The organism is Paenibacillus sp. tmac-D7 (assembly GCF_006519665.1).
Classification (GTDB): domain Bacteria; phylum Bacillota; class Bacilli; order Paenibacillales; family NBRC-103111; genus Paenibacillus_G; species Paenibacillus_G validus.
Genome location: NZ_VIDW01000021.1, coordinates 63,226 through 83,565, shown reverse-complemented (window position 1 = coordinate 83,565; position 20,340 = coordinate 63,226). Strand labels below are relative to the sequence as shown.

The following is a 20,340-nucleotide window of genomic DNA, read 5'->3' as shown; positions in this document are numbered from 1 at the left end:
GATTAATCGTAACTCGAGTACGTCGGTTCAACCCGTTCCAACAATTCAAGCATCAGCTCCAACACGGCCCACACCGGCATCGGATCGTCCAAGCGATCCAGCCAGTGTGGGTCTTTAATGATGCCTTTATGCAAAGCGATTTCTCCGATTTTTGTTTTCCAGTCCTCCATAATGTTCCTCCTTGCTACAAGGATTGACAAGCTGCCCCTATGGGCGATCGCCCTCTGCTGCATGATATGTTGAAGCCCGTCAAATGGTACCCGAATTTATCGTTTCATGTCATAAAATATTTAGGTGATTAACCTTTTATTGGACAGGAAGAGATGTTATAATAAGGAAAACGATAGGATTCTCGGGAGTGATGGTAGTGATAACTCAAGAATTCGCCAAACTATGGTGGAAATTGTCCAAAGACCTCCGCACGCATATGGAAACAGAGCTGGCGCCTTCGCTGACAGAAGGTCAATTAACCGTGCTCGAGCTGCTGCAGGTCGCCGGTAAGACGAAGATGAAGCCGTCCGATTTTATCGATTATTTGGCCACGACGCCTGCGGCGATTACAACGCTACTGGATCGGATGGAGAAGAGCGGCTTGATCGCCCGCGAGCGGGACGAGAAAGACCGGCGCATTGTTTGGGTAATCTTAACGGAGCACGGACGGACGGAGTGTGAACGCGGCGTGCAAGTCCGCGAACAGTTTCTGCAGCAATATTTAAGCCGGATTTCATCGCATAATCAGCAACTGCTCGTGTATTTGCTCGGTAAAGTGGCGAACGCCTAACAGTTGTGCCCTTGTATATATACGAATGCCGAATACGAAGTAGACCTCCCGTGCCGACATGGCGAGGAGGTCTACTTCGTATTGGGCCTGAATATAACGTACTACATTTGAACGGGAGGATCTTTGTATGCGGAACATACAACTCGATCACCATACTTATTTTGAGCAAGCATACACCTTTGCTCCAATCGGCATCGCCTTGGTGTCCATGGATGGAACATGGATTAAGGTGAATCCCGCTTTATGCAAAATTATGGGTTATTCGGAAAAAGAATTGCTTGAGCTTACCATTAGGGACATCACCCACCCGGATGATTTGCAAAGGACGGACGATTTCATCGATGAGCTGCTGGACGGGGGCTCATCCAATCGCGAAATGGAAAAGCGGTATGTCCAAAAAAACGGCAGCGAGCTCTGGACGTCCCTGCATGTTTCGCTTGTTCGCGAAGAACCGCATGGAACTCCCCTCTATTTCATTTCCCATATTATTGACATTACTGAGAAAAAAGCTGCCGAACAGAAATTGCTTGCAACAGAGGAATTGTACAATCTGATAACGAAACATGCATTAGACATTATATCGTACAACACGCCGGATGGAATAACCCGATATATTTCCCCCTCCATTCGCGAAATACTAGGTTACGAGCCGGAAGAGGTTATTGGAAAAAGCAGCCCTGCCTTTTATCATCCTGACGACCTGGAAAAATTGCGGACGATGTCTCTATCCGATAACGATGTCATTATCTACCGGGTGCGTCATAAAAACGGCAGCTATATCTGGTTTGAATCCACGCTTAGAACGATCAGGAATGAGCACGGCCAAATCGAAAAAATTTTGGGGATTGCCCGCGATATAACAGAACGAAAGAGAAACGAGGATAATCTTGCCGAGGTACAGCGCATTGCGCTGGTGGGAAGCTGGGAATGGAATATCTCCTGCAATAAACTTTCATTATCGGATCAAGCTTATGAAATATTCAGCCTGAACAAAAATGAACTTCTTCCAAGCGATGTTGCGTCTCTGATTCATCCGGACGATCGGCAGCGGTTTGCAGCTTGCATGGAACAAGCCTTCCAAGGTCATGATTTCAGCTCGGAATTTCGTCAATTGAACCCTGGCGGCTCGACCAAATATTTGCATATTCGCGTATCTGTTTCATTTGATGATCACGGTCGTCCCCTGATCGTAAAAGGAATTATCCAGGATATTACCGAACGTAAAACTATCGAATTAAAACTGCAAGAGACCATTGAACGATATACCTCATTAAAAAAATATAACCACGATGCTGTCATTTCATTTGATTTGAACGGCAAGATCACGAACACAAATGTAAGGGCCGAACAGCTGACCGGCTATAGTGTTCATGAGATGATCGGCATGAAGATTGCAGCCTTCATTGGGGTCCGCAATCTGGAAAGAATATTGTTAGATTCCGCTAACCATACATTCGCAGAAAAACACATTGATAAATTCAAACATAAAGCTGGTCATGTCGTGGAGCTGATAACAACCATTGCCCCCATCATCATCAATCGGGAAACCGTTGGCTATTATATTATTGCCAAGGATATAACCGAACAGAAAAAGCTGTTAATCGCAAAGGAAGCGGCGGAAAGCACGAATAAAGCAAAGAGCGAGTTTTTAGCTATGATGAGTCACGAAATCCGCACGCCCATGAACGGTGTTATCGGGATGACAGACCTGCTTACAGAAACGACGGATCTCGACGCTCAACAACAAGAGTATGTCGAAATCATAAGCAAATGCGGACATACACTTCTAGCCCTGATCAACGATATTCTGGACTTCTCCAAAATTGAAGCCGGCAAGACGGAACTGGCGGAAGAGCCTTTTAGTGTGCAGGACAATATTTCCGAGACGCTTGACGTCCTGCTTTCAAAAGCGCTTGCAAAAAATTTGGAATCGACTGTATTCATCGATCCCCAAGTTCCTCAAACCGTTATCGGAGATTCGAACAGGCTGAGGCAAGTGCTGTTGAATTTGATCAGCAATGCCATCAAGTTCACGTATAGCGGCGGAATCACCATCTCCGTGAAGAAAGTAATGGAAGCCCGGAATCAGGTGCAGCTTCAATTTATGATTAGGGACACCGGAATCGGCATACCGGAAGATAAGATCCATCGGTTGTTTGAGCCCTTTTACCAGATAGATCACTTCTTGAACCGCAAACCGGAAGGAACCGGGTTAGGCCTGGCGATTAGCAAGAGGCTCGTCGATCTGATGGGCGGGGAAATATGGATTGAGCCTACGCATGGACCCGGGGCAACCTTTGTATTTACGGTTATGGTTAAGGCGGAAGGCGATAAGGAGTCGCTGCAGCAGCATCCGTCTATAGAGGAGGATAATTATGTTCGACAGCCTCTGAACATTTTAATTGCAGAAGACAACGTCATCAATCAGCTGGTCCTGCAAAGGATTCTGGAAAGTCTCGGTTATCGCGCCAGCATTGTTGAGAATGGCGAAGAGGCGATCCAGGCTGTCGCCCGCGAGACCTATGATCTTATTTTTATGGACATTCAAATGCCTGTGATGAGCGGTCTGGAAGCCACAAAATCGATAAAAGCATCGCTGCCGCCGGAACGATGCCCTTACATTATCGCCGTAACCGCCAATGCGCTGAATGGCGATCGCGAACAATGTTTAGCCGCTGGCATGGATGAATACATAAGTAAGCCCATTAAATGTGATGTTGTCTCGAATCTGATGGAACAATTCTATAAAAATAAACACATACCTCGTTAGGTATGTGTTTATTTTTCAGGGGTCAGAACCGCGAGCGGAGCGGCGCAGACATCGAGCTACCGTTGCTCCCACAGCAGCCACGGATAGGCTGTCGGCGGCTGCGAATGAAAGCGCAGCGCCTCTTTCGTTACCGGGTGCTCGAACGCAAGGCTTACCGACCAGAGCGCGATCTGCTGGCCGGGGACTGCCGAAGCGCCGCCGTAGCGCTGGTCGCCGACCAAGGGGCAGCCGATTGCGGCGAACTGCACCCGAATTTGGTGCGGCCGGCCGGTATGCAGCTCGATCTCGAGGAGCGACAGGCCGTCTTGAGAGCCGACGATCCGGTAATCGAGAATCGCCTCTTTGGCACCTTCCTTGTCGGCCGGTACGACCTTAACCATATTCGTGCGTGAATCTTTCAGCAGATGGTGGCGCAGCGTTCCGCTTGGTTCCTTCGGTTTGCCGTTCACGACGGCGCGATACTGCTTGCGAATCGTCCGCGTCCGTACCGCATCGGATAGCCGGGAGGCGGCTTTCGACGTTTTGGCGAACACCATCACTCCGCCTACGGGACGATCAAGCCGCTGCACCAGACCGAGATACACGTTGCCCGGCTTTCGGTGCCGGACCTTCAGGTCCGCTTTAATCAAGCTTAGCAAATCCGGATCCCGCGAATCGTCTTCCTGTGTCGGCAAGTTCGGCGGTTTGATGACGACAATCACATGATTGTCTTCATATAACACGGGGATAGAGGGAACACCGGCCATTCGTTAAGCCTCCCAGCGTCCCAGAATGCCGCACGGCAGCATCAGCTTGGAAGCGGTAATCGGAAGTCCGATCTCGCCGCAGGTGATCGTGCCGCCGTACCGGCGTCCAAGCGATAGCGACAGCACATTCTTGAGCACGGACGCCGAGATGCCGGTCGTATACGAATTGATCAGCATAAACAACGGCTTGTCCGTTAAGATGCTCATGCAAGATTCAACGAACGGATACAAGTTGGTTTCCAGTTTCCACGTTTCGCCGTTCGGGCCGCGTCCGTAGGAAGGCGGGTCCATAATGATCGCATCGTATTTACTTCCGCGGCGCTGCTCCCGCTGCACGAACTTGAATACATCGTCGGTGATGAAGCGTACCGGGCGGTCGCCGAGGCCGGACAGCTGCAGGTTTTCCTTGGCCCACTGGACGACGCCCTTGGAAGCGTCCACGTGGCAAACCTCGGCTCCGGCCGCCGCGCAGGCAACCGAGGCGCCGCCGGTGTAGGCGAACAGGTTCAACACGCGGATCGGACGGCCTGCGCCGCGAATTTTATCCATCATCCACGCCCAGTTGACCGCTTGTTCCGGGAACAGTCCGGTATGTTTGAAGCCGGTCGGCTTGATGTGGAAAGAGAGGTTGCGATACGAGATCGTCCACCGCTCCGGAATTTGCTTCTTGTACTCCCATTGGCCGCCGCCGCTCGAGCTCCGGTGATAATGCGCGTCCGCTTGGCGCCACTCGCCCGTTTCTTTGATCAGAGGCCAAATGATTTGCGGGTCAGGCCTGCGCAGAACGACCGTCCCCCAGCGCTCCAGCTTTTCTCCGTCTCCGGTATCGATCACTTCGTAATCTTTCCAATCTTGAGCTGCATACATGCGTCTTCGTCCATCCTTTGCGTTCTCATATGTATGGCAAGTTTCAGGTCATGCGTCAACCGCTGCGAAGCTTGCGCCATTCTATCTATTTTACATGAAGGAGAGACGCAATTCCACTCGAATAGCCCTCTTGGGCAGAGGAAATACTGAAGGGGATCATCGAATCGAAGGGAGGCAAACAGGTATGTCTCGTGACAACGCCAATAACAATGGTAAAAAGTCCCAACCAGGCAACAACCAGGACTCCGAAGTAGCGGAATCAAGCAACAAATCGAAGAACAAATAAATAAGGCTGCTTCCCGGTCTTCCCGTCAACTAAGGGGAGACCTTTTTTGATTTTCTGGGTTTTTTAATCGCCACCGCCGGTAAATGTTTATAGCTTCGAATCGTCTCTCCTTGGCAAATCGGGCAAGGAGGGTAAGTGCCGGTCGCGAAATCTTCCCGAACCCAGGCTTTACAGGAGGCATCCCTGCATTTCCAAATCACGGTCGGTTTGAGTTCCGGTTTCTGTTCGTTGTTCTGCTGCATCTTGTTGTGACACCTCCTCTCCAAACCTCTGTATTTTAACCGAGGTTGGATGGTTTATGCCAGTACCTGCGCGAAAAAAATCGCAAGAAAAACAGCCGAAACCCAACAACGGGTTTCTTCACGCCAACCATGACGGTTTTCGTCGTTTGCCCGCCGTTCGTCATCCATCGGGCAGCCCGTCCCCATCCTCCAACACCGCTCCTCCATTCCCGCTATTCGCCATCCGGCAGGGACTCGAAACAATTTCTAGAAGATTTTTACTAAACGGAAAGGATTTTCTAGCTGTCATGTAGTATTTGTGTAATAGTGACAGAATACTTTATTTGAGGGGGATGTCTACTTTGAACACCGCAATCCCCGGTCCGGAGGACTTGTATCTGTTTCATGAAGGCAACTTGCATCGGAGCTACAAGCTTCTCGGCGCTCATGTCACGCAATGGGACGGAACCGTCGGCGTCCGTTTTGCCGTATGGGCCCCTCACGCGAGTGAAGTTCGCGTTGTCGGCGACTTTAATGAGTGGGACGGAACCAGACATCCGATGCATAAGGTGAGCACTTGGGGCGTCTGGTCGACGTTCATTGCCGGGGTCAGACCCGGCGAGTATTACAAGTACGAAATCCTTACCCCCGACGGGACGCTCCTGTATAAAGCCGATCCGTACGCTTTTTGGTCCGAGCTGAAGCCGGGCACCGCCTCGCGCGTATTCGATCTGGGCGATTTCGCTTGGTCGGATCAAGCGTGGCAGGACCGGAAGCAGAGCGCTTCCGTCTACGAATCTCCTCTTAACATCTACGAAGTACATCTGGGCACCTGGAAAAAGAAGCCGGACGGCGCCTATTACACGTATCGCGAACTGGCTGATGAGCTCGTCCCGTATGTGAAGGATATGGGGTACACCCATCTGGAGCTGATGCCGCTGGCCGAGCATCCTTACGACCGATCCTGGGGGTATCAGGCTACCGGGTATTATTCGGTTACCAGCCGATTCGGTACGCCGCACGAGTTCATGTATTTCGTCGACTGCTGCCACAACGCCGGTCTCGGCGTCATTATGGACTGGGTGCCGGGCCATTTCGTCAAAGACGAGCACGGGCTTCGCCAGTTCGACGGGCGACCGCTCTTCGAGTACAACGATCCGGGCCTGGCCGAGAAACCGGAATGGGGCACGCTGACCTTCGATTTTTCCAAACGTGAAGTTGTGAATTTTTTAATCTCCAATGCGCTTTTCTGGATGGACGCGTACCATATTGACGGGCTGCGCGTGGATGCGGTCGCAAGCTTGCTTTATCTTAATTTCGGCAAGCCGCGCGATCAGTGGGTGAAGAACGCCCATGGCGGGGACGAGAATCCGGATGCCATCGAATTCTTGAAGAAGCTGAATCATACGGTGTTCAGTTATTATCCGAACGCGCTGATGATGGCGGAAGATTCCACCGCCTGGCCGCTTGTCACCGCTCCGGTGCACGAAGGCGGACTTGGCTTCAATTACAAATGGAACATGGGCTGGATGAACGACATGCTCAAGTATATGGAAACCGATTCGTACTTCCGCGGCGGGAGTCATCGCTTATTGACGTTCAGCTTCATGTACGCCTTCTCCGAAAACTACGTGCTGCCGCTGTCTCATGATGAAGTTGTGCACGGAAAGAAATCGTTATTAAATAAAATGCCCGGGGATTACTGGCAAAAGTTTGCCAATCTTCGCGCCTTATACGGCTACATGATGAGCCATCCCGGCAAAAAGCTGCTGTTCATGGGCGGGGAATTCGGCCAATTCGACGAATGGAAGGATCTCGAGGATCTCGATTGGGAGATGTTGGCTTATGACAGCCATCGCAGCATGCACCGTTATGTACGCGACTTGAATCATCTGTACTTGCGCGAGCCGGCGTTGTGGGAACTCGACCACTCGCCCGATGGGTTCGCCTGGATCGACCCGAACGACGCGGCGCAAAGCGTCACGACGTTTATGCGGAAGTCGCGCAAGCCGGAGGATGCGCTTGTCATCGTGACCAACTTTACGCCGGTGTACCATGCGAAATATCGAATCGGCGTCCCGTTCGCTGGAGAGTATGTCGAGCAATTCAACAGCGATGCCGGCGAATACGGCGGTTCAGGCAAGCTGAACCCCGGCAGGCTGAAGACGGAAGCGTTAGCGTGGCATGGTCATCCGGACAGCCTGCATGTAGCGCTGCCTCCGCTGGCCACGGTCATTTTCAAACCGATCAAGATTGTCAATCGTAAAGCAACGAATGCGAAGCGGGGAAGGGGTCAAACCGATGCGTAAAAAAGAATGTGTAGCCATGCTGCTTGCAGGAGGCGAAGGAAGACGGTTGGGCGTGCTGACGACACAGTTGGCCAAACCGGCGGTGCATTTCGGAGGCAAGTACCGCATCATCGATTTCACGCTAAGCAACTGCACGAACTCGGGAATCGATACCGTGGGCGTGCTTACGCAATATCAACCGCTCGTACTGAATACGTACATCGGCATCGGCACGCCGTGGGACTTGGACCGTAAGCACGGCGGGGTAACCGTCCTGCCTCCGTATATGGAGCAAAGCGGCGGGGATTGGTATAAAGGAACGGCCAATGCCATTTACCGGAATATTCCGTTCATCGATCAATACGACCCGGAATATGTGCTCGTCATTTCCGGCGACCACATCTACAAGATGGATTACGACCTGATGCTCGACTTCCACAAGAGCAAGGACGCGGACGCAAGCATCGCCGTCATTGAAGTGAAATGGGAAGAAACGAGCCGGTTCGGCATCATGAGCACCGATGCGGAGCAGCGGATTACCGAATTCGCCGAGAAGCCGAAGGAAGCGAAGAGCAACCTGGCTTCGATGGGCATTTACATATTTAACTGGCAGGTGCTTAAGTCTTACTTGATCAAAGACGAAGTGGATCCGGAGTCAAGCAAAGACTTCGGCAAAGATTTGATACCGGCGATGCTGCGGGATCAACAGAAGATGTTCGCTTACCCGTTCGACGGGTATTGGAAGGACGTCGGCACGATTCAAAGCTTGTGGGAAGCGAATATGGATTTGCTTGAGGATGAGCCCGAGTTTAATCTGAACGATCGCGAATGGCGCTTCTACTCGGTCAATCCGTTCCAGCCGGGACAGTACATCGCGCCGACCGCACAGGTCAGACGCTCGCTCGTCAACGAAGGCTGCGCGGTGTTCGGGGAAGTCGATCACTCTGTTTTGTTCTATGGCGTTCAGGTGGGCGAAGGCAGCCTTGTCCGCGATTCGGTTATTATGCCGAACGTGAAGATCGGCAGCAATGTGAGTATCCACAAAGCGATTATTGGCGAAGGAACGGTCATCGAGGACGGTGCGGTCGTCGGCAGTCCGGAGGGGCAAGGCGACGAATCCATCGTATTAATCGGCAGCAACGAGTACATTGGCAAAAACACTTCGTTCTCGGTGAAAGGATGACGGGCGTATGAAACGTTTGATGGGCGTAATCAACTTGGTGAACGAACCGGATGAACTGGAGGAGCTGACTTACTCGCGCTGCGTCGCATCGGTACCGTTCGGCTCCCGCTATCGCATGATCGATTTTGCCTTGTCCAATATGGTCAATTCCGGCATAGGCAACGTTGCGGTGTTCACGCAGCACAAGTTCCGGTCGCTGATGGACCATCTCGGCTCCGGCAAGGAATGGGATTTGGACCGCAAACGCGGCGGTTTGTTCATTCTTCCCGCGGTTTTGCACGAGACGACCGGTATGGCGCGCGGCGATTTGTTCCAATTTTACAACCATCGCGATTATTTCTACCGCGGACGCGAGGAATATGTGCTCATCACCCGCTCTCATATGGTGTGCAATATCGATTTTAACGAAGTGCTCGATTACCATTTGGAAAAAAATGCGGACATTACCGTTGTCTATAAGAAAGCAGAAGAAACCGAATACGCCAAATTCCGCCGGATGGCCGTCAAGGATGACGGAAAAGTCACGCTGATGGAGGACCAGTCCGGGCGGCTGCGCACCGACAACATCTCCATGGAGATGTACATCATGAGCAAGGAGCTGCTGCTCGATATGGTGGAATCTTGCCTGGCGCAAGGCTACGATCATCTCGTGCGCGACGGCATTATGAAAAATATCGATAAACTAAGCGTTTACGCGTATCACCATCAAGGGTATACAGGTATTGTGAATACGATCCAAAGCTATTACAAGCACAGCATGCAGCTGCTCAACCCGAAGGTGTGGCGAGAGTTGTTCTTCCAGCGCAATCTCATTTATACGAAGGTGAAGGACGAACCGCCGGCACGGTATGCCGAGAACGCCCACGCCCGTAACGCTTTGATCGCTAACGGATGCATGATCGAAGGGAAGGTAGAGAACAGTATCTTGTTCCGCGGGGTGAAGATTCGCAAAGGCGCCTACGTGAAAAACAGTATTATCCTGCAAAACTGCGAAATTGAAGAGAACGTCATCATCGAGAACGCTATCCTCGACAAGGACGTGTTCATCAATCGCGGCCGCGTGCTTACCGGAGACAAACAAGCACCGTTTATCGCTTCCAAAACCAAAGTGATTTAATAAATCGGCGCGTCCGGCCTTTGCAACCGAGCGCACGGCCGGATGCGCTCTATATAAAGGAGTGGTAGGAAGCCATGAAAGTGTTATTTGCAGCCTCTGAAGCCGTCCCCTTTGTCAAAACGGGAGGACTCGCCGACGTGATCGGCTCGCTCCCCAAAGCGCTCGTCAAGCAGGGTGCGGATGTTCGCGTCATTTTACCCAAATACGAAGACATTCCGGCCAAGTACGTCGAACGGATGGAGCAAGTGGCCTCCTTCGACCTTCAGATGGGGTGGAGAAAGCAGTACTGCGGCATCTTGAAGCTGGTGCACGAGGGTATCGTCTTTTATTTTGTCGATAACGAATATTACTATCGCCGCAGAGGCTGCTACGGTTACGGGGACGACGCCGAACGTTACGCGTTCTTCTGTCGCGCTGTTCTGGACGCGATGCCGCACATCGGCTTCATACCGGATTTGATCCATTGCCACGACTGGCAGACCGGCATGATTCCGGTCTTGTATCGGGCTCATTTCAGCTACCAGCCCCCGTACGCGCACATCAAAACGATCATTACGATTCACAACCTCAAGTATCAGGGCGTCTTCGACAAGGAGGCGTTCAAGGACTACTTCGCGCTCGGAGACGAGCATCTGCACGGTTATGCGCTGGAGCTGCACGGCGGAGCCAGCTTTCTGAAGGGCGGGCTGCTTTACTCCGATTATATGACAACAGTAAGCCCGACCTACGCGGAGGAGATTCAAACGCCTTATTACGGCGAATGTCTCGACGGTCTGCTGCGCAGCCAAAATCACCGGTTGCAAGGCATTATCAACGGGCTGGATTACGAAGAGTTCGATCCGATGGCCGATCCAAACCTCGAGGTCCGATACCGCGACTCCTACCCGAAAAAACAGCAAAACAAGCTGAAGCTGCAGGAACGGCTTGGCCTGCCCGTCAACAAAGAGGTGCCGTTAATCGCGCTCGTTACGCGCTTGGTCGATCAGAAGGGGCTCTCTTTGATCGACCGCGTCATCGCGGAACTGATGCAGCTTGACGCGCAATGGGTCATCGTCGGAACGGGCGAACCGCGCTTCGAGGAGCTGTTCCGGTGGGCGGCTGCCGCAAATCCGGACAAGCTGTCGGCGCAAATATTGTTCGACGAGTCGCTTGCACGGCAAGTGTATGCGGCCTCCGATATGTTCCTGATGCCTTCGTTATTCGAGCCCTGCGGCATCGGCCAGCTGATCGCGATGCGTTACCGCAGCGTGCCGATCGTACGGGAGACGGGCGGCTTGAAGGATACGGTGAGCCCTTATAACGAGGAGACCGGACAAGGCACGGGCTTCACGTTCACCAACTACAACGCGCATGACATGCTGTATACGATCGACCGAGCGGTCAGGTTGTATCGGCAGCCGGACGTGTGGGCGAATTTGCTGGCGAATATAAAGAAGAAAGATTTCAGCTGGCGCAAGTCGGCCCAGCAATATATCGATTTGTACGAATCGTTAGTTCCATCCGTGAAAGTGTAATCCCTCGATCAACGATCAACGACCAATGTCCGCATGGACATTGGTTTTTTGTGCATGGATGAAGGAGCTGGACCGCATTGTGTCGAATAATATCAAGACTACATTTCAAGTCGAGGGTGCGTGGGCGAGGGTGCGGTTGAACATCGTAAAGTTCTCGGATGAAGACGAGCGACGAAGACTTCAGGAGCTGTATGCTTTAGATATCGTGGATACGCCCGGCGAGCCGGCCTTCGATCGGATTACTCGATTGGTTGCGGACGTGTTCCAGGTGCCGACCTGTTTAATTACGCTGGTTACCGAAGACCGGCAATGGTTCAAGTCGTGCTTCGGGCTACAGGAAGAATTAGAGCGTTCCCGCTCGACGGAGCGGGAAGCCGCCATCTGTCAATATGTGGTCGCGGAACGGGAACCGGTCGTTGTGACGGATGCCCGTCTGGACGAGCGGTTCGCGGACAACCGGTTCGTACGCCAAGAGAACGGGATCCGCTTCTATGCCGGGGTCCCGATCCAGACATCGAAGGGGAACATTCTCGGCTCACTGTGCATCATCGATACGGAGCCGCGAACGATCGGAGAGCGCGAATTGGCCCGGCTTGTCGAGTTTGGCCGTTGGGTCGTGACCGAAATCGAGCTTCGCCGGGACTTGCGGGAAAAGGAATTACTGGCCGAACGACTGCAGCAGGTGATCGCGAAGAGCGAGTCTCAAGCGGTATTGATCCGACAAGCGTTTGAGTCGGGCTTGGAGGGAAGGCTGCTGTGCGACGGGAGCGGCCGTATCGTACTGCATAACGAAAAGCTGGTGGAATGGTTTCGCGTTCAACCGGCCCATTATCCGGATGTCAGAGCTTTCGCCGAGCACCTGCTGCAAAGCGGCGAGGCTCGTTCCCCCCAGCTGCTTGAATGTCTTGAGCAACTGTTAAACGGACATGTGGAGCTGTTCGCCGAACGTCTTGATTACCGGTTGAAGGACGGCGAGCGCCGTGTCTATGAGGTGACGGGATATGTCATCAGCTTAACGGAAACCTCGCCGCAGCACTATTACATCGGCATTCGCGATCGGACGGACGAGGAGAAAATCGATCGGATGAAAAGCGAGTTTATGAGCGTCGTTTCGCACGAACTGCGGACACCGTTGACAAGCATCATGGGTTTCGCGGAAATCATCAAGGAACGGAATCCGGAGGCGGACAAGAGGCATAGCTATTTGCAAACGATACACCGGGAAGCGAAGCGGCTTACGTTATTGTTGAACGATCTGCTGGATCTGCAGCGGATGGAGGCGGGGCAGCAAAGTTATTTGTTCTCGCCAACGGACATGCGCAGCCTTGCGGCCGAGGCCGTCGAAGGCTGGAAGGAGCATGCGACGCACCGCATCCTGCTGCAAGCCGGCCCGAACCCGTTGCTTGTCTATGCGGATCCGGAACGGATGAAGCAGGCGCTTGTTCATTTGATCAGCAATGCGGTGAAATACTCGCCGGAGTCGGATCGGGTCGAAGTGAAGCTGATGGAAGAGGATGGAAGAATTCACGTTACGGTTCGCGATTACGGGCTGGGTATTCCGGAGCGGGCAAGGGAGAAGCTTTTCACGAAATTTTACCGCGTCGACAATTCGGATCGCCGTAAAATGGGGGGGACCGGACTCGGTCTTGCCGTTGTGAAACAAATCGTCACCGCGCACGGCGGCTCCATTCATTATGTATCGGAGGTTGGTCAAGGCTCTTCATTCACGCTTGCGATGGAGAAGTATGCAATACCCTCCCCCTGAATTTCAGCAAACCGTCCGAAAGACGGCTGCCGGGAGGGTGTGCAGGAATTCAGGACCATCTATAAATCGGCGGGTTCATCCGGTTTGGAGGCGCTGCATCTATGCTTCGTCGTAGTACATCACTTCTTGGTTGAATGTGCGATTGATGGTTAGGAACGTATGCATCAGTTCGAATAACTCCGATTGGCTCAGCTCCAGCGCCTTCGACGCCGCCGCAGCCGCTTCCTCCCTGATGCGTAAGCGGACGGCCTTGTCTCCGGAGTTGATTTGAATTTCCAATTGCTGCATTTTTAATACGCTTTCCCACATAACGGTATCACCTGTCCCTTATTGTTATTCGGTCGTCCTGTTTACGGACGCGAGATTAAGTATATGCGAGGATCGGATTGAATATGACAACTCTTTCCCGTATCACGGGAGGGACGCTTCAAATTCGATTCGGGAGCGGTTATAATGAAGGTTGATAGGAGGAATGGCCATGGAGACGCAAGACCAGAACGGATGTCATACGGAGAACGGGAGCGCCGATGCCGGAAGCGAACGCAAGAGCCACCACTCCGATAAAATGAAAAGCAACCTCGTCACCCGGCTCAACCGGATCGAAGGCCAAATTCGCGGCGTTCGCGGGATGATCGAGAAAGATACATACTGCGACGACGTGTTGAACCAGATCGCGGCCATTCAATCGGCGTTGAACGGCGTAGGAAAGTTGCTCCTGGAAGGGCATATGAAAAGCTGCGTAGTCGAACGGATTCAGTCGGGCGACCGGGAGGTCATCGACGAAATTCTCGTCACGATGAACAAGCTGCTGAAGTAGCTGCGCCGGGTTGACGACAATCGAAATTCTTAGAAGTCCGCATGGGTTGCCGCGGGCTTTTTTGATTTGCGGCGCAAGAGGTGCTCCTGTTTCAGTCGCGGCTGTCATAGCAAGAGAGGGGATAATGGGCGCCTCCACCAATCATGCAACCTTGACCTTGCTTGTGGCAAATAATTGAACATTCAATAGTTTAGCATTAAACAACTTGCCAGCCCCAGTATTCTATGGTATTTTATTTTGAGAATAATTATCATTATCATATGTGGGGGGGTTATGAGGTTATGAATCATAAAGGCTGTATACTTTCATCCGTTTTACTAGGGTCAGCGCTTCTGTTCGGCGGGTGCGCTGCCCAAACAACGCCTGCGGCGACGCAAGGGACGGAAGCGAAGAAGCCCGCCGATGCCGCAGACAACGCCGCACTGAAGCAAGCCGCCGAAACTTACCGCAAATACGTCATTGAGCAGTGCGACTTATTCGTGAAATCTACGGGCGAATTCGCAGCCGCTGTCAAAGCGGGCGACGTGGCCAAGAGCCAGACGCTCTACGCGCCTACCCGCATGTTCTACGAGCGGATCGAACCGATCGCGGAATCGCTCGGGGAGCTGGATCCTAACTTGGATGCACGCGAAGGGGACGTCGACGAGAAGGAATGGAGAGGGTTCCATCGGATCGAAAAAGCGTTATGGACAGACAAGACGACCAAGGGACAGGAGATCTACGCCGACCAATTGCTGAGCGACAGCAAGCTGCTGCGGGCTAAAGTGGAGAATGTGGAGATTGATACGTCAATGCTCGTAACCGGTGCGGTCGAGCTCTTGAATGAAGTGTCCTCCTCTAAAGTGACGGGCGAGGAAGAGCGGTATTCGCACACGGACTTATACGATTTTGCCGCGAACGTTGAGGGGGCGAATAAAATTTTTGACATCCTTAAGCCGGAAGTGGAGAAAAAGGATGGCGTACTTGCAAAGCAAATCGCCGACCGGTTCAACGATTTAAGCACCGCGTTGGCACCTTATAAAAAAGGCGACGGGTATGTGCTGTATACGGAATTGACGCCGGATCAGACAAAAAAGCTTAGCCAGGCACTCGATGCGCTCGCCGAGCCGCTGTCCCAGATGGGCAAAGTACTGGAGGGCTAAGACGTGAAGCTTAACGGAAATCAACAACCGTTGCCGCCTGCGAACGAAGGGCGAGGACCCGGCCAGTCGGGGAAGTCGGTTGTCAGCCGCAGGGAATTGTTGAAAATGGCCGGTGTCGGCGGGCTCGGGTTACTGGTCGGCTCGGCTGGCGTCGGCAGCGTGCTTGCGGAGTCCGGTATGTGGAGGGGACGCACCGCACCCCGTTCGAACGAGCAAATTCCGTTTCACGGAGATGTTCAAGCCGGGATTGTAACCCCTTCGCAAAACTTTGTTTGCTTCGCCGCCTTCGATCTGATCACGACACGGGCGGAGGATCTTCCGGTGTTGCTCCGGAAATGGACGGACGCCGCCGCCCGTATGACCGAAGGCCGTCCTGTCGGCGACGAGAACAGCAATCCCAACCTGCCGCCGGCGGATACGGGAGAGGCATTTGGGCTCAGCCCGTCGAAGCTGACGTTCACGTTCGGCGTAGGCCCTGCGCTGTTCGACAGCCGATTCGGGCTGGCGGCCAAACGGCCCTCGGCCTTAGGCGAGTTGCCGCGATTTCCCGGCGATCAGCTGCGCGCCGAATGGTGCGGAGGGGACATCGGGGTGCAGGTATGCGCGGACGATCTCCAGGTTGCCTTCCATGCAGTGCGCAACTTGGCGCGAATTGCTCGCGGCACTGCCGTTCTGCGCTGGACACAGGAAGGCTTTCAACGCACGGCTGCCGCTTCGGGCAGCGGCGATACGCCTCGTAATTTACTCGGCTTCAAGGATGGAACGGCCAACCCCGATACGAAGGACGCGAAGCTGATGAATCAGGTTGTCTGGGTGCAACCTTCGGATGAACAGGGGTGGATGCGAGGCGGCAGTTATATGGTAGTGCGGCGCATCCGGATACGGGTCGAGGTGTGGGACCGTACGCATTTGAACGAGCAAGAGGCGACGTTCGGCCGTCATCGCGATAGCGGTGCGCCCTTAGGGGCGAAGAGTGAATTCGATCCGGTGCAGCTTGACGCGAAGACGGCTGCCGGCGACCCGGTGATCCCGGTCAACGCTCACGTGAGGATTGCGCGCGGAGACGGCTCAATGCAAATCTTGCGGCGCTCCTACTCGTATTCAAGCGGAATAGATAGGCAGACCGGACAGTTGGATGCCGGACTTCTGTTTATTAGCTATCAGAGGGATCCTTTCAAACAATTTGTTCCGATGCAGCAGCGACTGGCAAAGATGGACGCCCTGAACGAATACATATCGCATGTGGGAAGCGCGGTATTTGCCTGTTTCCCGGGCGTGCAGCCGGGCGGTTATATCGGTGATGGGTTATTTTAGTGGAGAAAAGACATTCGAGGTGATCCGTATGAGCAATAATCGATTGGCCGGCGGCTGCAGCAAATGGGGAGCTGTGCTTGCGGTTCTCCTTCTGCTGACGGGGCTGTATGGATCCAAGGGAGCACAGGCAGCAGAGGCGAGCCCCGAGCGGCTGTTGCCGCTTGTAGGGGGAGCGCTGGTCGAAGCGGGCGAGCGCCACTGGCCGAGAACGAACGAGGAGCTGGAGCTGTTCGACACCGAGTGGAAGGCGCTGCAAGCGCCGGGCTCGGATTTGGCCGGACAGGTCGCGAACGCTTTGACAGCGGCGAAGACGGCGCTGGCCGAAGCGGAAATCAAGCCGGATGCCGCCTATCAAGCGGTATCGCAGCTTGCGAAGGCGACGGGCGATTACGTCGCTGCCTACGAGAAGCAGCAGCATCCGGATGCAGGCAAGCAGGCGGCAGCGTCTTTGCTGCCGATGCTGAGGCAAATATCGGCTGAAATCGGGCAAAACCAATGGACAAAGGCAAATGCGGACTACAAACAGTTCGTCAATCATTGGTTTAAAGTCGAAGCCGCGATCCGTTCCGATAACACAAGCGTGTACGGCAGCATTGAAACGAAAGTCAGCCTGACGCGTATCGCGCTGCAGGCCGAACCGCCGAGAGCGGAAGCGGCGAAGAACGGCGTCGCCGACTTGATCAAGCTCGTCGACGATTACGCTCAGGGCAAATCGGTCCAGGCGCAGGCGTCGGGCGGCGGGCAAAGCGTTGCGGGTGCGCTCGCGCTGCTGCAGAACATTCAGCGCGAGCTGCGTGACGGCAGCGTGTCAACGGCGACGGACGACTTGCAAAGCTTTATTGGCCTATGGCCTGCGGTGGAAGGCAGCGTGCAAACCCGCTCCCCGGAGACGTATACGCGTATTGAAACGTTAATGACGCAATCCGCCAGCCTGCTGTTGTCGGAACCTCCGAGAACGGCAGAAGCCGAAAGTCTCTTGATCGAGATGGAGCAGGCGTTGGCGCCTTATACGGCCAACGCGGCTTATTCGGCTTCGGACGCGGCCTTAATCCTGCTCCGCGAAGGGGTGGAGGCGCTGCTCGTGCTGACCGCATTGCTCGCATTCGTGCACCGGACGGGGAACGCCTCCAAGCAGAAGTGGATTTGGAGCGGGGCCGTCGCGGGTTTGATTGTGAGCGGCGCTCTTGCCTTGGTGTTGACGCTTGCGTTCGCCAGCGCGGAGGCAGGCAGCACCCGGGAGATGCTGGAGGGCGTGACGGGCCTTGTATCCGTCGTCCTGATGTTTACGGTTGGCGCCTGGCTGCACAGCAAATCGCAGACTGAATCGTGGAACCGGTTCATCCGCGACAAAATCGGCATTGCGCTGGCGAGCGGCAACTTGTGGTCGCTGTTCTTTATTGCTGCTCTGTCTATTTTGCGCGAAGGGGCGGAGACAACGATCTTCTACATCGGGATGGCGCCTTCCATCGAGCCTCTACAGCTGCTGCTCGGCATCGGCGCTGCGGCTTTGCTTCTGATCGTACTCGGTGTGCTGCTGGTCAATGGGATCGTGCGGCTGCCGGTCCGACCGTTTTTCTTAACGGCGACGCTGCTTATTTACTATCTGGTCGTTAAGTTTCTCGGCGAGAGCATTCACTCGCTGCAGGTGGCCGGGCGAGTACCCGCTCATGTGCCCGGTTACTTGCCGACCTTCCCGGGGCTTGGCGTCTATCCGACATGGGAGACCTTGGCTCCGCAGCTGCTCGTATTGCTGTTCATCGTGATCCAGCTGGTGAGGTTCGAACGCAAGCGCAAAGCCGGCACGACCGGCCTGGAGTCCAGGCCGGCGTAACGAAGGCAGCCGTTCCTTCAAGGAACGGCTGCCTTCGTTTGATCCCCTTATTACCAAGAGACGTTTGCTGGACAGAACAAAATGTAATCATGGCTATTTACGCTGTCAGCGTTTTCATGGTATATTGTAATGGATAAGCAGGACACAGAATGTTCACAAAATCAGCCGAGTAGAAATCCGTTCACACGGGACAGCGATCCTGTTACCGATTAACGGTTCACACCAATTGAACAGTGTGCCGTTGGCGCTTGGTAGAATTTCTGCTTAAGGCTAACCGCCGCATTCGGTTTACTTCGGGCTTCCCGTGTAAAGCGATTCGCGGCTTTTTTATTTGATACAAAAGGGAGGAATGGATTTATGGAAAAAACGAAAAATCGGTGGCTGATCGCTGCCGCAGCGGTCGGCATCCACATCTCGATCGGCTCGGTGTACGCTTGGAGTGTGTTTACGAAGCCGCTCATCAATGAATTCGGGTGGAGTATTAAACAGGTTACTTTCACGTTCAGCTTGGCTATCTTATTTCTTGGCTTGTCTGCGGCGTTTCTGGGTCATTTTGTCGAGAAGCACGGTCCCCGAAAGGCAGGTCTGCTGGCTACCGTTTTCTTCGGGATAGGCCTTGCCGGGTCCGGCCTTGCCGTGAACTTTTCGTCGTTGCCGTTGTTATATTTGTTCTACGGCGTTTTCGGAGGCATTGGTCTGGGCGTCGGTTACATCACGCCGGTCTCTTCCTTGGTCAAATGGTTCCCGGACAGAAGGGGCCTCGCCACCGGACTTGCGATTATGGGTTTTGGTTTTGCGTCGTTGATCAGCAGTCCGGTCATGGCTCGTCTGATCGACTCGGTCGGCATAGCCAACACCTTTTACATCTTGGGCGCCGTCTATTTCATTCTGATGGGCGGCTCCTCGCTCTATCTTTCTCCGCCGCCTGCCGGTTGGATGCCGGAACAATTTAAGGCTGCGATCGAGTCCGGCAGGAAGAAGATAAAGGTCGATCTCTCACAGCTTACAGCCAACGAAGCGGTAAAGACGGCGCGCTTCTGGATGCTTTGGTTGATGCTGTTTATCAATGTCACCTGCGGTATCGCCATCATCTCCGTGGCTTCTCCAATGGCACAGGAAATTGCCAAAATGGCACCGCTCGCAGCGGCTTCCATGGTCGGGCTGATGGGCTTGTTTAACGGATTGGGACGGATCGGGTGGGCGTCGTTCTCTGATTATATCGGCAGACCCAATACATACACAGCGTTTTTCGTTATTCAGATCGGAGCTTATTTATTGCTCCCCGCCGTTTCCAACGCCTGGCTGTTTCAAATTTTGATCTTTTTGATTCTTACATGTTACGGCGGCGGCTTTGCATCCATACCGGCCTATATCGGCGACCTGTTCGGCACCAAACAGCTCGGGGCGATACATGGTTATATTTTGACCGCATGGGCGGCGGCAGGGCTGGCCGGACCTATTATCGCGGCCTGGGTGCGTACCGCGACGAACAGCTATATCGGCACACTGTATATTTTTGCGGGACTGTTTGCCATTGCGCTCGTGGTTTCGCTGCTGATCCGGATCGAGATCAGGAAGCTTCAGTCGGTTAATCCGAGCGTTGCTACCGAACCGGCAAGATAACCTCCAGGCTACAGGGAGGACCCCCGGGCACTAACACGGCGTTAGTGCCTTTTTTGTCCCTGAAATGGAAAAATG

Annotated in this window: 17 protein-coding genes; 12 read left to right on the top strand and 5 right to left on the bottom strand. The window is 53.7% G+C overall.

Features of this window, described 5'->3' with window-relative positions; translation table 11 throughout:
- Positions 1-2 precede the first annotated feature (2 nt).
- The gene (locus FKP33_RS27215; RefSeq protein WP_164751901.1) at positions 3-170 is read right to left on the bottom strand and encodes a hypothetical protein; all 168 of its coding nucleotides are present in this window, start codon (positions 168-170) and stop codon (positions 3-5) included.
- A gap of 191 nt (positions 171-361) precedes the next feature.
- On the opposite strand from FKP33_RS27215, the gene FKP33_RS15660 reads away from it, so the two are divergent.
- Both FKP33_RS15660 and FKP33_RS15655 read left to right on the top strand, forming a co-directional pair.
- On the top strand, positions 362-781 hold the full coding sequence (locus FKP33_RS15660) for a MarR family winged helix-turn-helix transcriptional regulator (RefSeq protein WP_155615343.1): 420 nt from the start codon (positions 362-364) through the stop codon (positions 779-781).
- Between the two features lie 127 nt (positions 782-908).
- Positions 909-3,551, top strand: a complete 2,643-nt coding sequence (locus FKP33_RS15655; protein WP_141335682.1) for a PAS domain S-box protein — start codon at positions 909-911, stop codon at positions 3,549-3,551.
- Positions 3,552-3,607: 56 nt separating this feature from the next.
- On the opposite strand, the gene FKP33_RS15650 is transcribed toward FKP33_RS15655, so the two are convergent.
- The 3 genes from FKP33_RS15650 to FKP33_RS15640 form a co-directional block, all read right to left on the bottom strand.
- Entirely contained in the window at positions 3,608-4,297 is a 690-nt protein-coding gene (locus tag FKP33_RS15650) for an RluA family pseudouridine synthase (RefSeq protein ID WP_054798109.1), read from the bottom strand.
- Positions 4,298-4,300: 3 nt separating this feature from the next.
- On the bottom strand, positions 4,301-5,164 hold the full coding sequence (locus FKP33_RS15645) for a class I SAM-dependent methyltransferase (protein ID WP_054800273.1): 864 nt from the start codon (positions 5,162-5,164) through the stop codon (positions 4,301-4,303).
- 315 nt (positions 5,165-5,479) lie between these two features.
- Positions 5,480-5,692 carry a cold-inducible protein YdjO-related protein gene (locus FKP33_RS15640; protein WP_141335681.1) on the bottom strand — a complete coding sequence of 71 codons (213 nt, stop codon included), beginning with the start codon at positions 5,690-5,692 and terminating at the stop codon, positions 5,480-5,482.
- 332 nt (positions 5,693-6,024) lie between these two features.
- Here FKP33_RS15640 and glgB point away from each other — a divergent pair, with 332 nt between their 5' ends.
- The 5 genes from glgB to FKP33_RS15615 all read left to right on the top strand — a co-directional run bounded on the left by glgB (position 6,025) and on the right by FKP33_RS15615 (position 13,538).
- A complete protein-coding gene (gene glgB, locus FKP33_RS15635; RefSeq protein ID WP_174817602.1) occupies positions 6,025-7,980 on the top strand; it encodes a 1,4-alpha-glucan branching protein GlgB in 1,956 nt (651 codons plus the stop codon).
- A complete protein-coding gene (locus FKP33_RS15630; RefSeq protein ID WP_141335680.1) occupies positions 7,973-9,142 on the top strand; it encodes a glucose-1-phosphate adenylyltransferase in 1,170 nt (389 codons plus the stop codon). The genes glgB and FKP33_RS15630 overlap by 8 nt, the downstream gene beginning before the upstream one ends.
- 7 nt (positions 9,143-9,149) lie before the next feature.
- Positions 9,150-10,259 (top strand): glucose-1-phosphate adenylyltransferase subunit GlgD, encoded by a 1,110-nt coding sequence (gene glgD, locus FKP33_RS15625; RefSeq protein WP_164751902.1) that lies wholly within the window; start codon positions 9,150-9,152, stop codon positions 10,257-10,259.
- A gap of 74 nt (positions 10,260-10,333) precedes the next feature.
- Positions 10,334-11,773, top strand: coding sequence for a glycogen synthase GlgA (gene glgA / locus FKP33_RS15620; protein ID WP_141335679.1), 1,440 nt, complete (start codon positions 10,334-10,336; stop codon positions 11,771-11,773).
- Between the two features lie 79 nt (positions 11,774-11,852).
- Complete coding sequence (locus FKP33_RS15615) at positions 11,853-13,538, top strand: GAF domain-containing sensor histidine kinase (protein WP_181410170.1); 1,686 nt, start codon at positions 11,853-11,855, stop codon at positions 13,536-13,538.
- A gap of 99 nt (positions 13,539-13,637) precedes the next feature.
- Here FKP33_RS15615 and FKP33_RS15610 read toward each other — a convergent pair whose 3' ends face one another.
- The gene (locus FKP33_RS15610; protein WP_141335677.1) at positions 13,638-13,847 is read right to left on the bottom strand and encodes a hypothetical protein; all 210 of its coding nucleotides are present in this window, start codon (positions 13,845-13,847) and stop codon (positions 13,638-13,640) included.
- Positions 13,848-14,016: 169 nt separating this feature from the next.
- Between FKP33_RS15610 and FKP33_RS15605 the strand changes: the two genes are divergently transcribed.
- The 5 genes from FKP33_RS15605 (at position 14,017) to FKP33_RS15585 (ending at position 20,265) form a co-directional block, all read left to right on the top strand.
- Positions 14,017-14,355 carry a metal-sensitive transcriptional regulator gene (locus FKP33_RS15605; RefSeq protein WP_230876248.1) on the top strand — a complete coding sequence of 113 codons (339 nt, stop codon included), beginning with the start codon at positions 14,017-14,019 and terminating at the stop codon, positions 14,353-14,355.
- A gap of 281 nt (positions 14,356-14,636) precedes the next feature.
- Complete coding sequence (gene efeO / locus FKP33_RS15600) at positions 14,637-15,497, top strand: iron uptake system protein EfeO (RefSeq protein ID WP_127608933.1); 861 nt, start codon at positions 14,637-14,639, stop codon at positions 15,495-15,497.
- A gap of 3 nt (positions 15,498-15,500) precedes the next feature.
- On the top strand, positions 15,501-16,811 hold the full coding sequence (efeB, locus tag FKP33_RS15595; protein WP_373423899.1) for an iron uptake transporter deferrochelatase/peroxidase subunit: 1,311 nt from the start codon (positions 15,501-15,503) through the stop codon (positions 16,809-16,811).
- A gap of 28 nt (positions 16,812-16,839) precedes the next feature.
- On the top strand, positions 16,840-18,642 hold the full coding sequence (locus FKP33_RS15590) for an FTR1 family iron permease (protein WP_141335676.1): 1,803 nt from the start codon (positions 16,840-16,842) through the stop codon (positions 18,640-18,642).
- Between the two features lie 357 nt (positions 18,643-18,999).
- A complete protein-coding gene (locus FKP33_RS15585) occupies positions 19,000-20,265 on the top strand; it encodes an L-lactate MFS transporter (RefSeq protein WP_141335675.1) in 1,266 nt (421 codons plus the stop codon).
- Positions 20,266-20,340: the final 75 nt, after the last annotated feature.

Coding starts and splice junctions, on each gene's coding strand:
- FKP33_RS27215 (WP_164751901.1), bottom strand. CDS start 170: ATGGAGGACTGGAAAACAAAAATCGGAGAAATCGCTTTGCATAAAGGC.
- FKP33_RS15660 (WP_155615343.1), top strand. CDS start 362: ATGGTAGTGATAACTCAAGAATTCGCCAAACTATGGTGGAAATTGTCC.
- FKP33_RS15655 (WP_141335682.1), top strand. CDS start 909: ATGCGGAACATACAACTCGATCACCATACTTATTTTGAGCAAGCATAC.
- FKP33_RS15650 (WP_054798109.1), bottom strand. CDS start 4,297: ATGGCCGGTGTTCCCTCTATCCCCGTGTTATATGAAGACAATCATGTG.
- FKP33_RS15645 (WP_054800273.1), bottom strand. CDS start 5,164: ATGTATGCAGCTCAAGATTGGAAAGATTACGAAGTGATCGATACCGGA.
- FKP33_RS15640 (WP_141335681.1), bottom strand. CDS start 5,692: ATGCAGCAGAACAACGAACAGAAACCGGAACTCAAACCGACCGTGATT.
- glgB (WP_174817602.1), top strand. CDS start 6,025: ATGTCTACTTTGAACACCGCAATCCCCGGTCCGGAGGACTTGTATCTG.
- FKP33_RS15630 (WP_141335680.1), top strand. CDS start 7,973: ATGCGTAAAAAAGAATGTGTAGCCATGCTGCTTGCAGGAGGCGAAGGA.
- glgD (WP_164751902.1), top strand. CDS start 9,150: ATGAAACGTTTGATGGGCGTAATCAACTTGGTGAACGAACCGGATGAA.
- glgA (WP_141335679.1), top strand. CDS start 10,334: ATGAAAGTGTTATTTGCAGCCTCTGAAGCCGTCCCCTTTGTCAAAACG.
- FKP33_RS15610 (WP_141335677.1), bottom strand. CDS start 13,847: ATGTGGGAAAGCGTATTAAAAATGCAGCAATTGGAAATTCAAATCAAC.
- FKP33_RS15605 (WP_230876248.1), top strand. CDS start 14,017: ATGGAGACGCAAGACCAGAACGGATGTCATACGGAGAACGGGAGCGCC.
- efeO (WP_127608933.1), top strand. CDS start 14,637: ATGAATCATAAAGGCTGTATACTTTCATCCGTTTTACTAGGGTCAGCG.
- FKP33_RS15590 (WP_141335676.1), top strand. CDS start 16,840: ATGAGCAATAATCGATTGGCCGGCGGCTGCAGCAAATGGGGAGCTGTG.
- FKP33_RS15585 (WP_141335675.1), top strand. CDS start 19,000: ATGGAAAAAACGAAAAATCGGTGGCTGATCGCTGCCGCAGCGGTCGGC.